The organism is Pseudomonas sp. OVF7 (genome assembly GCF_030644265.1).
Lineage (GTDB): Bacteria > Pseudomonadota > Gammaproteobacteria > Pseudomonadales > Pseudomonadaceae > Aquipseudomonas > Aquipseudomonas gorinensis.
Genome location: NZ_CP128996.1, coordinates 2,653,191 through 2,667,033 on the forward strand (window position 1 = coordinate 2,653,191; position 13,843 = coordinate 2,667,033).

16 protein-coding genes and 1 tRNA gene are annotated in these 13,843 nt (G+C 55.9%); 16 read left to right on the forward strand and 1 reads right to left on the reverse strand.

All coding sequences use genetic code 11. The features are described 5' to 3' along the window. The first annotated feature begins 81 nt into the window (after positions 1-81). From QU606_RS12100 to QU606_RS12110, 3 genes are all read left to right on the forward strand, one after another. The gene (locus QU606_RS12100) at positions 82-711 is read left to right on the forward strand and encodes a DUF1780 domain-containing protein (RefSeq protein WP_017845475.1); all 630 of its coding nucleotides are present in this window, start codon (positions 82-84) and stop codon (positions 709-711) included. A gap of 89 nt (positions 712-800) precedes the next feature. After that, a complete protein-coding gene (locus QU606_RS12105) occupies positions 801-974 on the forward strand; it encodes a DUF3094 family protein (RefSeq protein ID WP_024073379.1) in 174 nt (57 codons plus the stop codon). 60 nt (positions 975-1,034) lie between these two features. Beyond that, positions 1,035-2,333 (forward strand): NAD(P)/FAD-dependent oxidoreductase, encoded by a 1,299-nt coding sequence (locus tag QU606_RS12110; RefSeq protein WP_017845476.1) that lies wholly within the window; start codon positions 1,035-1,037, stop codon positions 2,331-2,333. Between the two features lie 193 nt (positions 2,334-2,526). On the opposite strand, the gene QU606_RS12115 is transcribed toward QU606_RS12110, so the two are convergent. After that, positions 2,527-2,603: transfer RNA gene (locus QU606_RS12115), tRNA-Pro, on the reverse strand. A gap of 241 nt (positions 2,604-2,844) precedes the next feature. Between QU606_RS12115 and QU606_RS12120 the strand changes: the two genes are divergently transcribed. The 13 genes from QU606_RS12120 (at position 2,845) to QU606_RS12180 (ending at position 13,421) form a co-directional block, all read left to right on the forward strand. Beyond that, entirely contained in the window at positions 2,845-3,705 is an 861-nt protein-coding gene (locus QU606_RS12120; RefSeq protein ID WP_008437313.1) for a ParA family protein, read from the forward strand. Between the two features lies 1 nt (position 3,706). Next, complete coding sequence (locus QU606_RS12125; protein WP_008437314.1) at positions 3,707-4,465, forward strand: hypothetical protein; 759 nt, start codon at positions 3,707-3,709, stop codon at positions 4,463-4,465. Then, positions 4,462-5,163 (forward strand): DUF2786 domain-containing protein, encoded by a 702-nt coding sequence (locus QU606_RS12130; protein ID WP_008437315.1) that lies wholly within the window; start codon positions 4,462-4,464, stop codon positions 5,161-5,163. Before QU606_RS12125 ends, QU606_RS12130 begins: the two co-directional genes overlap by 4 nt. After that, positions 5,160-5,879, forward strand: a complete 720-nt coding sequence (locus QU606_RS12135) for an HNH endonuclease signature motif containing protein (RefSeq protein WP_020301295.1) — start codon at positions 5,160-5,162, stop codon at positions 5,877-5,879. Before QU606_RS12130 ends, QU606_RS12135 begins: the two co-directional genes overlap by 4 nt. Next, positions 5,863-6,081 carry a hypothetical protein gene (locus QU606_RS12140; RefSeq protein ID WP_008437317.1) on the forward strand — a complete coding sequence of 73 codons (219 nt, stop codon included), beginning with the start codon at positions 5,863-5,865 and terminating at the stop codon, positions 6,079-6,081. Before QU606_RS12135 ends, QU606_RS12140 begins: the two co-directional genes overlap by 17 nt. Beyond that, positions 6,078-7,427: a replicative DNA helicase gene (gene dnaB, locus QU606_RS12145; RefSeq protein ID WP_008437319.1), complete on the forward strand. Its 1,350-nt coding sequence runs from the start codon at positions 6,078-6,080 to the stop codon at positions 7,425-7,427. The genes QU606_RS12140 and dnaB overlap by 4 nt, the downstream gene beginning before the upstream one ends. Positions 7,428-7,607: 180 nt before the next feature. Further along, on the forward strand, positions 7,608-8,129 hold the full coding sequence (locus tag QU606_RS12150; RefSeq protein WP_008437321.1) for a hypothetical protein: 522 nt from the start codon (positions 7,608-7,610) through the stop codon (positions 8,127-8,129). Further along, a complete protein-coding gene (locus QU606_RS12155) occupies positions 8,126-8,365 on the forward strand; it encodes a type II toxin-antitoxin system HicA family toxin (RefSeq protein ID WP_008437325.1) in 240 nt (79 codons plus the stop codon). Before QU606_RS12150 ends, QU606_RS12155 begins: the two co-directional genes overlap by 4 nt. Further along, positions 8,365-9,366, forward strand: a complete 1,002-nt coding sequence (gene yejK, locus QU606_RS12160) for a nucleoid-associated protein YejK (protein ID WP_008437326.1) — start codon at positions 8,365-8,367, stop codon at positions 9,364-9,366. Before QU606_RS12155 ends, yejK begins: the two co-directional genes overlap by 1 nt. A 33-nt stretch (positions 9,367-9,399) precedes the next feature. Next, the gene (locus QU606_RS12165; RefSeq protein WP_008437327.1) at positions 9,400-9,636 is read left to right on the forward strand and encodes an Arc family DNA-binding protein; all 237 of its coding nucleotides are present in this window, start codon (positions 9,400-9,402) and stop codon (positions 9,634-9,636) included. Continuing rightward, positions 9,633-11,399: a ParB family protein gene (locus QU606_RS12170; RefSeq protein WP_008437328.1), complete on the forward strand. Its 1,767-nt coding sequence runs from the start codon at positions 9,633-9,635 to the stop codon at positions 11,397-11,399. The genes QU606_RS12165 and QU606_RS12170 overlap by 4 nt, the downstream gene beginning before the upstream one ends. A 28-nt stretch (positions 11,400-11,427) precedes the next feature. Then, complete coding sequence (locus QU606_RS12175) at positions 11,428-12,123, forward strand: DUF2857 domain-containing protein (RefSeq protein WP_008437329.1); 696 nt, start codon at positions 11,428-11,430, stop codon at positions 12,121-12,123. Next, the gene (locus tag QU606_RS12180) at positions 12,120-13,421 is read left to right on the forward strand and encodes an STY4528 family pathogenicity island replication protein (RefSeq protein ID WP_019816979.1); all 1,302 of its coding nucleotides are present in this window, start codon (positions 12,120-12,122) and stop codon (positions 13,419-13,421) included. Before QU606_RS12175 ends, QU606_RS12180 begins: the two co-directional genes overlap by 4 nt. The last annotated feature ends 422 nt before the right edge of the window (positions 13,422-13,843 follow it).

Consider the following 13,843-nt stretch of genomic DNA (forward strand, 5'->3'; position numbering starts at 1 on the left):
AGAACGGACAAGTGGCCAGTCTACACCGAGCTTTTGCGGCGGGACTTCCTGCCGTCATCATTTGGACGCTAAGCTGCATGCATGGATGACTCAGATTATTTGCGCCTGCTCACCGTAGCGGCCGAACAAGCCAACGCGTTCCTGTCCAATGCCCGCAAATGGGAGCGTGAGCGTTGGGTCTGCCAACGCCTGCTGCAAGGCTTGAATGTGCCGTACCGCGCCGAAGAGTTTCACGCCGCCGGGCAGGAGCCTCCGGACGTACTGTTTCGCGACGCCAGTTTCGAGGTGTTCTTCGTACTGGATGAGGGGCGGCGCCTGAACGACGAATGGCGCGATGAACTGTTGCGTCGGCGCAGTGCGTTCTCCCTGAGCCAACTGGTTCGGCGCGAAGCCAAGCCGCGACGAATTCCGGCCCATGAGTTCCTGTTGCGCCTGGCGCCGACCCTGCGCAAAAAAGCGCACAACTACAAAGAGCGCGGGATGGACCTGGGCGAGTTGGATATCGTCGCGTTTGCCAGCCTCAAGCGCGAAGTCCTGGACCTCAACAGTCACTTCCCGCCGCCCACCGAGTACCTGCGCCAGGGCTGGCGCTCGCTGTCACTGGTGGGGCCGACGTTTGCACGGGTGCTGTTCGCCCACCCGGACGCGCCGGATTTCTTGCGCAACAACCTGGGCCGCAGCATAGTGTTCGACGTGGGCATCAGCCTGTGACACGGGCACAGGCTACGCTTATAGCGTTTGCGCCCACCCACCGACTGTAACGTGGCGCCCTTCTGCAACGTCTACCTGACGAGGCCTTTATGACCAGCCGCCTGAACCCCGATGACCAACAGCATGTCGAAGAGTACCTGCAACTCTCCCAGAACCAAGTCGAGCGCAAGCCTTTCCGGCCATGGCTGCTCCTTGTGGTGGTGCTGGTGGCGGTGATTGGGCTCGGCCTGCTGAGCCGCCTTTTGAGTTACCTGACGCTATGAGCTGCCTGGCGCTCGCGGGGGGAACTGCTCCGATTTCTTTTAGCCTTGCGAGATATCCCCATGACCCATCGTATTATTATCGTCGGCGGCGGCGCCGGCGGCCTGGAGTTGGCTACCCGCCTGGGTAAGACTCTGGGAAAACGCGGCACCGCCAGCATCACGCTGGTGGATACCAACCTGACCCATATCTGGAAGCCCTTGCTGCATGAAGTGGCCGCCGGCTCGCTGAACTCTTCGGAAGACGAACTCAACTACGTCGCCCAGGCCAAATGGAACCACTTCGAGTTCCAACTGGGGCGCATGAGCGGGCTCGACCGTGAACAGAAGAAAATCCAGCTGGCGGCGACCCTCGATGAAGAAGGCCGCGAACTGGTGCCTGCGCGCGTGCTGGGCTATGACAGCCTGGTGATCGCGGTCGGCAGCACCACGAATGACTTCGGCACCGAAGGCGCGGCGCAACACTGTCTGTTCCTCGACACGCGCAAACAGGCGGAACGCTTCCATCAGCAACTGCTCAACCACTACCTGCGCGCCCATGCCGGGCAAACCGACGTGGTGGAAAAGATCAGCGTCGCCATCGTCGGTGCGGGAGCAACCGGTGTCGAACTGGCGGCCGAACTGCATAACGCCGCCCACGAACTGGCTGCTTATGGCCTGGATCGCATCAAACCCGAAAACATGCATATCACCTTGATCGAAGCCGGCCCACGGGTGCTGCCCGCCCTGCCGGAGCGGATTGGCGGGCCGGTGCATAAGACCCTGGAGAAGCTTGGCGTGACGGTGCTGACCAACTCGGCGGTCAGCGAAGTGACGGCCGACGCGCTGATCACCAGCAGCGGCCAAGTGATTCCGGCCAGCCTGAAAGTGTGGGCCGCCGGCATCCGCGCGCCAGCCTTCCTCAAGGACATCGACGGCCTGGAAACCAACCGCATCAATCAACTGCAGGTACTGCCGACGCTGCAAACCACCCGCGATGAAAACATCTTCGCCTTCGGTGACTGCGCCGCCTGCCCGCAACCCGGCACCGACCGCAACGTGCCGCCACGCGCCCAGGCCGCGCACCAGCAGGCTTCATTGCTGGCCAAATCGTTGAAGCTGCGGATCGAAGGCAAGGACCTGCCATCGTACAAGTACACCGACTACGGCTCGTTGATCTCGCTGTCGCGCTTCTCGGCGGTGGGTAACCTGATGGGCAACCTGACAGGCAGCGTGATGCTCGAAGGCTGGCTGGCGCGGATGTTCTACGTGTCGCTGTACCGCATGCACCAGATGGCGTTGTATGGCGTCTTCCGCACGGCGATGCTGATGCTGGGCAGCAGGATCGGGCGCGGGACCGAGCCACGACTCAAGCTTCACTGACAACACGGTCCCTGATGGGGCTCGGCTAATGTGGGCGGGGGCTTGCGCCCGATGACGGTGAGTCGGCTGAGTAATGAGTGGCTGACACACTGCTATCGGGAGCAAGCCCCCTCCCATATTCGCTTTGTGTTGGATTTGAGAAAATTCCAGGCAAAAAAAATCCCCGTATCTTTCGATACGAGGATTTTTAATATGGTCGGGGTAAGGGGATTCGAACTCCTGACATCCTGCTCCCAAAGCAGGCGCGCTACCGGACTGCGCTATACCCCGGTAAAAAAAGGCGACCTTTCAGTCGCCTTTCACGACCAGGGCTTTTGACCTCTGATCTTAAGATCTGATTCCAGCGTTAACTGGTCTCAAAAATGGTGGGTCGTGTGGGATTCGAACCTACGACCAATTGGTTAAAAGACAATTGGTTTTAGTGCTTCATAGCCCAGGATCGTGTTCGCTACACATAGCTGTTTCCGTGGCCTCGCAGCCTCTAATGAACCCACATTAGAGGCTCCAAACCATGAAAATCTCTGCGGTCGTTTCGACCAAAGGCGGCGTAGGCAAAACTACCATCGAGGCCAACCTCGGCGCTTTTTGTGCGGATGCAGGCCTGCGCGTGCTCATGATCGACCTAGATCCTGCACAGCCTTCGCTCTCCTCGTATTACCAATTGGTCGATGAAGCTCAAGGAGGCATCTACGACCTGCTGGCATTCAATATCACCGAATCAGCCAAGATCATATCCAGCACCACGATACCAAACCTGTCGCTTGTCATTTCCAACGACATCAACAACCAACTGAACAGCCTGATCCTGCAAGCACCTGACGGACGGTTGCGACTCGCCAACCTGATGCCGGGCTTCAAAGATCATTTCGACCTGGTACTGATTGACACCCAAGGCGCCAGGTCGGCAATGCTCGAAATGGTGGTCCTAGCCTCTGATTTGGTCATATCCCCACTTCCGCCCAATATGCTCGCTGCACGGGAGTTCAGCCGGGGATCCATGCAGATGCTGGACGGCCTGCGCGCCTATGGGCGCCTGGGCATGAAAATCCCTCCTGTGCGGATCGTCGTCAACAATCTCGACCAAACCACCGACGCGCAAATGATCGAGCAGTCGGTACGGGAAATTTTCCAGGACAATGACGAAATCAACGTTCTGGAATGCGTCGTCCCCTCCGCAGTGGTGTTTCGTAACAGTTCATCCCTGGGCGTCCCAGTACACCGCTTGGAATACAGACAGCCTTCCAACCGCATATCCCCTGCAGCCCTTGTCGTGATCCGCCAATTGGCCATTGAGCTTTTTCCAGAATGGCGTGACCGCTTCGAGGCCATGACCGAGGAAAAGGTAGCTAACTTGGTGAGGGAGGGTCGTTGAAATGGCGAAGCCCTCCATTACCGACGCCCGCAGTATTACTGCAAACCTCATCCTAGAGGTTGGCAAGTACTACAGCGCTCAGCAATTGCGCAGCTTGCAAGCCAAGCTCAGTGGAACCGCACGAGAAATCCGAGCCCTGACAAGCGGTTACCAATTACCCGGTCGGATTGGCGCTCAGTTGAGCGTTGACCAGCTTCAGCTTTTGCAGGACGCCGCGAAGCTTATCGAGTCAGTGAACTCGAACATTAAGCACGCGAAGGAAAAGCGCGGCCGCGACGAAAACCAAGCCAAACGCCGTCAGCAAAGTCGATATGCCGAAGCCAAACGCCTGGTAGCTGAAACATATTTAGAACCCTTTGCTCCTGAGCCAACGGCTTTGGACCCTCTTCTAGATATTCTTAAAACAGCGCTGACGCTTAATCGAGCAGACGTTTTCAGGAATGGTTATTCCCCTAGGGAGTTCAATCTCAGGCTCCGTGATTACCTGTCGCCTGCCAGAACTCGAAAGCTCATTGGCTGGACCAGCCCAAGTGCTTTTTGGATAAGCACGGTTCTCTCTCTTCGTAATGACGTTGTGCAAGCTGTTGAGCAAGAGATTGCTTACGACGATGGGTCAAGTGTTCAAGACCGCCTTGATGCCCTGAAACAGAAGGTTGCGGACTGCCTTGCCCGGACTCACCTCTCTGCTGATGAGGAAGAAACACTTCGCCTGTGGTCAGAGGCGCTCTCCCCCCGCCTCCAACAGGAAGGGGGTGAATGATGGACAAGCAAAAAGTCCTCAGCAAGGTCGCCAAACTCATGGCGCTGGCCAAGTCACAAGGCGCTGCCCCAAACGAAGTGGAAATTGCACTTCGTCAAGCTCGCCATTTGATGAATCAGTACAACTTGGAACACACCGAAGTCGCTGCCCATACAATCGAAGAATCCATTGTGGGTACCAAAACCCGTCGGGCACCGCAGGATTGGCTGCACAACCTGGCCTCAATCTGTTCCCAAGCCTTCGATTGCAGCCACTTGGCGTATTTCAATCCGCTACTTGGCTGGTCCTTCAAGTTCTTGGGGAAAGGTATTTCACCCGATCTGGCAGCTCACACCTATTCAACGCTGCATCACCAGCTTGTCGCAGCCCGACGAGCTCATGTTGCCCAGCAGAAGCGCTGCCAACTGAAAACCAAACGTCACCGCGGCCAACTGTTTGCCGAGGGCTGGCTCAATGCCGTCGCCTCTAAGGTGAACCAGTTTGCAGGTGGGATAGACGAAAACACTGCGCTGGAGATCCAAGCCTACCTGGAATGGCATCATCCAAAACTAACGCTAGCCATTATCAAGCCCATCGAAGCCAAAGGTCATGACACCCGCTCTTTGCAAGCGGGATGGGACCAGGGCAAGCATGCCAGGCTGCATCGTGGTGTCGGACAGCAGTCACAAGGAGCCCTTGGGCATGGAGGGAGCCAATGAGAACTCATTCGCTTTCACCTTTGGCCATGGCGGCGCTGGAACAAGCCAGATCCCAACTTGGGCTTGCCCCGGTTCACAAACACCATGTTTGGAGTGAGGCAGAAGAGCGCTCGCTCATTGCCCGCTATCCCAATGAACCGACTCAGGTCCTAGCCGCCGAATTGGGGCTCAGCGTCTATCAGGTCTATGCCAAAGCCAAACGGCTGGGCTTGAGCAAAAGCGCCGAGTTTCTTCGCAGTAGTCTCTGTGGCCGGCTTGACGGCAAGTTGGGCGCAGAATTCCGCTTTCCCAAGGGATCCGTCCCATGGAATAAGGGCCTTAAGGGGCTCCCCTCCTCTGGCCGTATGACTCAGACGCAGTTTAAGGCCGGCAATAAACCGGGGAACTGGCTGCCTATTGGCAGCCTGCGCACAACTCCTGACGGTTATCAGCAGAAGAAAATCACCGATACCGGTTACCCACCCGTTGACTGGAAAGCCGTGCATGTACTGCTTTGGGAGGAGCATCACGGACCAGTCCCTATAAACATGTGCGTGTGCTTCAAGGACGGCAACAAGGCCCATATAGCCCTGAATAACCTGGAGTTGCTGACGAGAGCAGAACGTATGCGTCGGAACACCATTCATCGGTATCCGGAAGAGCTGAAATCCGCAATACGCGCTATCGGCAAACTCAAACGCACCATCCGGGAGGTTGAACATGAAGAACAAGATTGAAGATCTACGTAATCACCTGTTCGTCGCGATCGAGAGCCTCCTGGACCCAGAAAGACCAATGGAAATCGAACGGGCCAAAGCGGTTGCCGAGGTTGCTCAGGTCATGATCAATTCAGCGAAGGTTGAAGTCGACATGGTCAAAGCCCTGGGGGCACGCAACGGGAGTGGTTTTCTTCAGATAGGCCAGGAGTCTGGGAAATGAATCACCTTGACCTCTCACCTCCCTACTCCGTAGAGGCTGAACAAGGTGTGTTAGGTGGGCTACTGCTCGACAACAACACCTGGGATCTCGTCGCAGACAAACTGGATGCCTCTGATTTTTTCCGACACGACCATCGGTTGCTGTTCCGGACAATGGCAAGCCTTGCTGACAAGTCCATTCCGTTCGACATCGTCACCGTCCACAACGCGTTGGAGGAGCCAGACGAAGCCGGAGGGCTGAGCTATCTGGGCGAGCTGGCCAAAAACACGCCGTCTGTAGCCAACATCGAGCATTACGCATCCATCGTGCGTAATCGCTCTCGGCTCAGACAGCTCATGTCCCTTGGATACCAATGCTCTCGCGAGGCGACAGACCCGTTGGCAAGTGCGGAGGATGTTCAAGAATCAATTGAACAGCAACTGTTCGCTCTGGGTGAAGGCAAGAGCGCAACGGAATTCGTCAATATCAACCAATGCCTGACGAACGTCGTCGAACAAATAGACGAACATTTCAACGGCAATATCACCGTGACCGGCCTGCCTTCAGGCCTGGAGGACCTGGACGAGCTGACGTCGGGTTTTCAAGAAGCCGACCTGATCATCCTCGGCGCGCGCCCGTCTATGGGGAAGACCTCTCTGGCCTTGAACTTCATAGATACGGCTCTGCAGGCAAAGCTTGATCGTACAGTTCAGGTTTTCAGCATGGAAATGCCGGCCAAAGCACTGATGTATCGATTGATGGGCATCCTAGGCCATATCGATCTGGGCAGGCTATTGAAGGGCAAGCTCGATGATGATGATTGGCCGAAGCTGACTGCAGCGGTTTCTCGTATTAATGGCTATGGAGAGCGGCTGGTCATCGACGACTCATCAGCGCTCACGCCTGCAGTAATCAGAGCTAAATCTCGTCGAGCAGCTCGTCGCTTCGGACACCCGAGCTTGATCCTGATCGATTACCTGCAGCTCATGCGCTGCCCAGGTCAGGAAAACAGGGCCAACGAGATCAGCGCTATATCCCAGTCCCTCAAGGCCCTAGCGAAAGAGATGAATTGCCCGGTGGTTGCGCTTTCCCAGCTCAACCGAGAACTGGAGCGACGGCCAAATAAGCGTCCGATCAACGCAGACCTGCGTGATAGCGGTGCGATTGAACAGGACGCGGACCTGATTATGTTCGTCTACCGGGACGAGGTGTACCACCCTCAGAGCGAACACAAAGGCATTGCAGAAATCATTCTCGGCAAGGCGCGTAACGGCCCAACTGGGACCGTACGAACAGCCTTCATCGCCAATCAGACCCGGTTTGCCAACCTCAGTCCCAACGCCGGCTGGCAAGGGGCTCAACTATGAAAAAGCACACCTCAGCGATGAATACTCTCGTACGCATCACTCACTGGTGCCTTCAATGCGATAGCCACCACCCGAAACATCAAGTGAGTGGCGCTCCAGCCTTACCCGGCGGTGAAGTGGACGAGCTTATTTGCCCTACTTGCAATAGCTATGACATCGAGGAGCTTCAGGAGGTGTCGGATGCACAGTAGCGCCGAGCTATTTCCTAGTATCCATGCCGGTGCCGTGTTCGAAGCCTCTGCTGTGGCTCATGCCCATAAATCTGGGATCAACCCGGTGGAGCTCGACGCATTAGCTCAAGCGATCGGCCGCCTTGCTCGTGACCACAGCACCGTGGTCCCAATGAGCATGCGTGAGGATCTGTTGGAGTTTGAGAAGCTCGGCTACGTCGAGCTGACCAACACGCCCAGCGCAACAATTACCGTTGAACTGCTCTGTGCGGGCGCCTTGCTATCCAGCTACTTCTGGTCGGTTTGGGTGCCCCGCTACCTCCAGTGCTGCTCGCTGAAAGTGGCCGTCATGTCTCACCTGCAACACCCCGCGGAAGTTCAGCACTGCAGCGTGGTGTTCCGCGTGCCTGGAGCACGTGAGGCTACGCGTCACTTTTTGCATGAGCTCGGTACCAAGTTTCCTGGCGATCAGGCTGAAATCATCGCGATCCAGACCGGTAACGTTCTGGCAGACAGGGATGCAGAGCTATGACCACCAATCTCCTACGCGGAAAAAGCGAGAGCCTTCGTGTACTCGTGAAGTTTGCTGAAGCGAATGGCTGGACGGTGTCTCGCACTCAAGGTGGCCATATCAAGTTCACGAAATCTGGCCTTGGATCGATTTACACCTCATCAACCGCAAGCGATTACCGCTCAGGCCTCAACGCCAAAGCCCGTATTCGTCGTGCTGATCGAGCTCAAACCCTACACTCGCAGGAGGCAATCTAATGCCTATCCGTCATTGCATCGTCCACCTGATCGACAAAAAACCCGATGGCACACCTGCTGTTCTCCAGGCACGCGATTCGGAGCTATCCGAATCGGTCGCCATCGAGAACATGCTTGCCGACCTCAACGAGAGCTATAACGCCAAACAAGGCAAGGCCTGGGGTTTCTTCCATGCCGAGTCCGGCGCGCACCCGTTTAGCGGCTGGTTAAAGCAGTACTTTGAAGGTGACCAGGACTTCACCGCCTTCAGCCACACGGCGGTCGAGCATCTGCAAAAGCTGATGGAAGAGTCCAACCTCTCCACCGGTGGCCACGTACTGTTTGCCCATTACCAGCAAGGCATGACCGACTACCTAACTGTCGCCCTGCTCCACCACAGTGAAGGCGTGGTGGTTACTGACGATCTGGACGTCACTCCTTCACGCCACCTGGACGTTGGCCAGTTGCACCTGGCAGCGCGTATCAACTTGTCCGAGTGGCAGAACAACAAGCAATCCAAGCAGTACATCTCGTACATCAAAGGCAAAAACGGTAAGAAGATCTCGGGGTATTTCAGCGACTTCATTGGCTGCATGGAAGGCGTCGACGGCCCGGGCGAAACCCGCGCCCTCCTCAAGGCGTTCAGCGACTTCGTTGAAAACGAAGACCTGCCAGACGAATCGGCCCGCGAGAAAACCAAGGCCCTGGTGGACTACGCCACCAGCCAGGCCAAGCTCGGTGAACCCATGGGCCTGGAGGAACTGTCAGGCTTGATCGATGAAGATCGCCCCAAGGCGTTCTACGACCATATCCGCAATAAGGACTACGGCCTGTCGCCGGAAATCCCCCTGGATAAACGCACTCTCAACCAATTCCGTCGGTTCACCGGCCGTGCCGAAGGCTTGTCCATCAGTTTTGAAGCGCATCTGCTAGGGGACAAGATCGAGTACGACGAGGCGTCCAATTCATTAGTCATCAAGGGGTTACCTACCCAACTCACTGATCAGTTGAAACGTCGCTGAACACACTTTCTACCCTAGGCATCGGAGCCCACCATGAGTAACAAACCACAGCGTCTGCATGAAGAAAAATTCGTTATTCGCCTGCCCGACGGGATGCGCGAACGCATCGCGTTGGAAGCACGTGAAAACGCCAGGTCGATGAACTCAGAAATTGTTTATCGGCTGGAGACAACTGCCGAACTTGAAGCTGCTCTGGATCGTGCTTTGAAAATCATTGACCAGCTTTTGGCGGCAAGCCCGGCTTATGAGCAGCCAGGAGCCAGAGTATGAAAGCGTCTTTGGCCCAAACCATGAAAGATAAGCTGTTGCTGCCGGCGTTTGAATCGAAGTCGCCGGTGGCAGCGCGAATGAGCGACCCCATCGTCGATACCCCCATGCTGTTGACTCTCGACGAAACGCTGCCGTATGACGAAAACCCAAGGACGACTCGTAACCCGAAGTACGATGAAATTAAAGAGTCGATACGAAATCGGGGACTCGATACGCCACCTCCCGTCACTCGTAAACCTGGGGAAGATAAGTACCGGATCCGCAACGGCGGCAACACTCGCCTGGCAATTTTAAACGAGTTGTATCGTGAGACCGGCGACGAGAAGTACTTCAAGTTTCACTGCCTATTTCGACCCTGGGACGCCGTTCGGGGCGAAATCATCTCGCTCACCGGCCACTTGGCTGAAAACGACCTCCAAGGCCAGCTCCTGTTCATTGAGCGGGCTATTGGGGTCGACAAAGCGAGAGCGCTGTATGAAACAGAGGCAGGGGAGTCTATCTCATTACGTGAGCTTTCACGGCGGCTGTCAGCGGATGGCTACCCGGTCTCCGCGTCTCACTTGAGTCGTATGCACGACACCATTCGGTACTTACTGCCAGCAATTCCAGGCGCGCTGTACTCTGGACTGGGAGTAGACAGAATCATAAAGCTTCTGTCTTTGCGCAAAACAGCTCTTCAGTGCTGGGATCGCAATTATCAAGAGCAGGAGCAGCACCTTGATTTCGATACGCTTTTCCAAGATGTACTGTCCCAGTTTGAGGGCGACGCTGAAGAATTTCTATTCCAGCGATTTCAGGACGAACTGATAGATCACCTTAAAAAGCCGCTGAACCTCGGCTACGAGCAAATACTGTTGGAAATCACTCAGAACCAGGACCAATTGCGCCGGTCTACGCCGGTTCTTGAGCTGCCACAGTACCCTGCATCGCAATTTGAGGGGGGGACTCAACTTAACGTTTCGAACAATGGCATTGAGGCTAATCAGAACCCTCTACAACTACCCCCTACTACTTCGGGGGGCAGCACACATAAGACGACGCCCTCCAAAGAGAGTCCTTCACCTCAAGGGGTGCAACAGCAACTGGCCCCAACTCCGCAGGAGCAAATGAGCCCACAAGAGCGCCAAGCACGTATCGATGGGCACGTTGCGAGCCCTGTGAAGACTTCTCCCAGAGTCGACAAGATGAAACGGGAGCTCGCTGCGCTTGACGGTGAGGTCTTGCCCGACTTCGCCTCCAATGCCTTGGTGGCCATCCCTGTTCAAGCTGGCGGACTCAATCCCATTTCTGACCTTTGGTACATCGAACGCGAAATAGACAATACCGCGACCCTGCGTCAGCACATCGCTCAATTGGCTCGCGAAATAGCCAGCTCGGTCAAAGCCCCAGGTCAATTTATCGATATCGATGGTGGCGTCGGGTTCAGCTACCGACACCCCGAAGCGGAAGTCGAAATTACTGCCACAGCCCAACATACCTTGACGCTGCTCCAGTCTTTGAGCGGCTCGATGGCCATCGTACTGAAAATGATTCAGCAGCAACCCAAGCTTCAAATCGACGCGTTGGCTGACTTTGAGTTCGCAGCCGGACTGGGCCAGATCTTACTGGGCCAGCCTCACACAAAAGATCAGCCCCCTGAAAGTGAATGCCGTCTCAGCGACGGCGCTCTAGTGAAGCTGTTCCGCATTATTCGTCTCGCAAGACGTTTGATTGACCTGGAAATCCAGTCAGTCGCCAACAACGGTCCGAATTCAGCCAGTTAACACACGGACTCTACAAGGGGGAGTCGTCATGTCCAAGACACCAATAAATGAAGCAATCCTGTCACAGGTGCTTCATCACATGCGTAATGGCCAACTTCGGCGCTGCATCGAAATGGGCCTGGAGCCAGAGATATTGGCTCAGCTCCAACAACCTTCAGTACTGAGCTTGCTGCTTAACACTCCCGTGTCTTGGTGCAACGTCACCATTGATGGGGACATGGTAAAAAAACTACTGTCAGGCGCGCAGCGTTCTGATGAAGAAGTGCGCATGATTGAACGTGCGCTGCGACTTGGCGCGACCACTCAAATGCTGCAACAGTTCTTCGGGCTGTCTCCGCAGGATGTGGCCCTTCAACGCCTAATGATCGGCGTGACGGCACGTCGTGGCCGTTGGCGCGAATTCAGTGAGGAGATGGACGCTCAGCTTTGGTACCGATGGACGCACCTAATGCAAGAGCATCAGGTAGAGCTTGGCGACAGTCTCGCGTTGCTGGACATCGCCATGTTGGTCGCCGAGGAACTCAATGCTCCACAGGATACTAGCCCAGATGAGACCCACGAAAACCTCAGCCTGGCCATCATCTGGCATCGCATTCAGTCCTGGATAAAGGAAGGGCTTTACCCTCCTGCAAACCCTGGCCTTCCGAGAAGGCTACAGCTTGTGTCTTCTCAACGACTTGCACAGCCTGCAGCGACATCGGTGGAAGGTGACTCTGTATTATGAGGTTGTCTCGGCTTCCCTTGTCGACGCTTTTAGACTCGGCCTCGGGTCACCTTGAAGCTCATTTGCTTCAGAAAAAAGAGTCGGCGCCTCCGGGGATTGAAGGGTCTTCCCCCTACTCCGGAATTATTTTCAGCGGGAACCCACACGAAACGGTTCCTCGCCGATTGCTTTTGGATGATCGCTTAACCCCGCTTGAAAGAAACACCTGGCAGGTATTTCGCCTACTGATCAATGACGACGGCCTTACGGCGTTCCCTACCTATGACCAACTGCGGCCATATTTGGGTATGCAACCCGGTAGGCCTGCCTCGCGTGAAACTGTATCAAAAGCATTAGTGACCTTACGTCTCACCCGTTGGCTTAGCCTGGGGCGACGGGTGCGCAATGATCTGAGTGGACAAGTGCAAGGCAACGTCTACCTGCTTCACGACGAACCGGTCACACCGGCCGAAGCTATAGAGTTCGACAAGGACTACTTGCAGCTACTCGCGCAGTCAATGCAGCACCAGACCAAGGTGATTCGCGAAGTGGCAGAAATTGCCTGGAAGGAATTTGCAGCTGATCCTGATGTTGGCCAACGCTTACCTAGCAGGCTGGACATCATCGAATCCCGCATGAATAGCCAGGCCTGGACCAAAGCGCAGGCTCCAGTCGTTCTTAAAGCGACTGAGTTCGGAATCCGAACTCAGCAAAATATAGCTCTATCTCCACTGAGTTCGGATACCGAACTCAGTGAAAAAGGCGAAGAGCGAATCGCTTTGGAGCAGAGTTCGGATGCCGAACTCAGCCGTAAATCACTGAGTTCGGACTTAGTTCGGCATCCGAACTCATATAGTACGTATACAGATACACACAAAGATGTTTGTAAAAGCTCTGTACATGTACCGCCCACACCAAACGACATCGCTGCCGATTTGCTCGGTGCACTGCATCGACTACCGGTCGAGCAAAAACAGAACGCGGTCCTGGCGCTGCAAAAGGTTCCAGCAGAGTTGAAAACCGCGCTCATCAAACAATGGGTCCACCGCTGTGACTCGGGAGGGGTCCGAAACCCGCTTGGATACTTAATGACGCTCGTCGGCATGGCCGTTCGCGGCGATTTCAACAGCCAATGGAACCCTGACGACAAGGCAAAAGCGAGCCCCGAGCGTCAAGACGCTTCAGCCCCGCCAGAGGGCGCAGAGCAGCCGACGAAGACGCTAACGCAGACGCGTAGCCCTGAGTCGATACAAACCGCAAAACACACACTCAGCGGAATGCTGCATCTGCTGAAGCCTAATCGGGGTACACATCCATGATGTCAGGTGGACAACCAGAATATCGTGGTAACGCGGCCCAGAGCGAAGCGGTCGTGACCGGAATCTGTGCCAGCTACACAGCAAGTGTTGCGGCCCGCAACACCCTGACAGGAACCGAAATACGCCGCGGCCGCCACGCAAGTGACTCGGCCCAAATCACTTGCCCAGGATCCGGCATTCGTGCCAGCGACACGGCAAGTGTTGTGGCCCACAACACCCTGACAGCATCCGGCACCGGAGGTGGCCGCCATATAAGTGGTGCGGCCCGCACCACCTTGGCAGGATCCGGCATCCGTGCCGGCGACATGGCAAGTGTTGTGGCCCACAACACCCTGACAGCATCCGGCACCGGAGGTGGCCGCCACGCAAGGGATTCGGTCCGCACCGGCGAGTTTCAGCTCTTCCTATATAGAAGCCTCAAC

Excerpts from the sequence above, each read along its gene's own strand:
- QU606_RS12100 (WP_017845475.1), top strand. The coding sequence starts at position 82 with ATGGATGACTCAGATTATTTGCGCCTGCTCACCGTAGCGGCCGAACAA.
- QU606_RS12105 (WP_024073379.1), top strand. The coding sequence starts at position 801 with ATGACCAGCCGCCTGAACCCCGATGACCAACAGCATGTCGAAGAGTAC.
- QU606_RS12110 (WP_017845476.1), top strand. The coding sequence starts at position 1,035 with ATGACCCATCGTATTATTATCGTCGGCGGCGGCGCCGGCGGCCTGGAG.
- QU606_RS12120 (WP_008437313.1), top strand. The coding sequence starts at position 2,845 with ATGAAAATCTCTGCGGTCGTTTCGACCAAAGGCGGCGTAGGCAAAACT.
- QU606_RS12125 (WP_008437314.1), top strand. The coding sequence starts at position 3,707 with ATGGCGAAGCCCTCCATTACCGACGCCCGCAGTATTACTGCAAACCTC.
- QU606_RS12130 (WP_008437315.1), top strand. The coding sequence starts at position 4,462 with ATGATGGACAAGCAAAAAGTCCTCAGCAAGGTCGCCAAACTCATGGCG.
- QU606_RS12135 (WP_020301295.1), top strand. The coding sequence starts at position 5,160 with ATGAGAACTCATTCGCTTTCACCTTTGGCCATGGCGGCGCTGGAACAA.
- QU606_RS12140 (WP_008437317.1), top strand. The coding sequence starts at position 5,863 with ATGAAGAACAAGATTGAAGATCTACGTAATCACCTGTTCGTCGCGATC.
- dnaB (WP_008437319.1), top strand. The coding sequence starts at position 6,078 with ATGAATCACCTTGACCTCTCACCTCCCTACTCCGTAGAGGCTGAACAA.
- QU606_RS12150 (WP_008437321.1), top strand. The coding sequence starts at position 7,608 with ATGCACAGTAGCGCCGAGCTATTTCCTAGTATCCATGCCGGTGCCGTG.
- QU606_RS12155 (WP_008437325.1), top strand. The coding sequence starts at position 8,126 with ATGACCACCAATCTCCTACGCGGAAAAAGCGAGAGCCTTCGTGTACTC.
- yejK (WP_008437326.1), top strand. The coding sequence starts at position 8,365 with ATGCCTATCCGTCATTGCATCGTCCACCTGATCGACAAAAAACCCGAT.
- QU606_RS12165 (WP_008437327.1), top strand. The coding sequence starts at position 9,400 with ATGAGTAACAAACCACAGCGTCTGCATGAAGAAAAATTCGTTATTCGC.
- QU606_RS12170 (WP_008437328.1), top strand. The coding sequence starts at position 9,633 with ATGAAAGCGTCTTTGGCCCAAACCATGAAAGATAAGCTGTTGCTGCCG.
- QU606_RS12175 (WP_008437329.1), top strand. The coding sequence starts at position 11,428 with ATGTCCAAGACACCAATAAATGAAGCAATCCTGTCACAGGTGCTTCAT.
- QU606_RS12180 (WP_019816979.1), top strand. The coding sequence starts at position 12,120 with ATGAGGTTGTCTCGGCTTCCCTTGTCGACGCTTTTAGACTCGGCCTCG.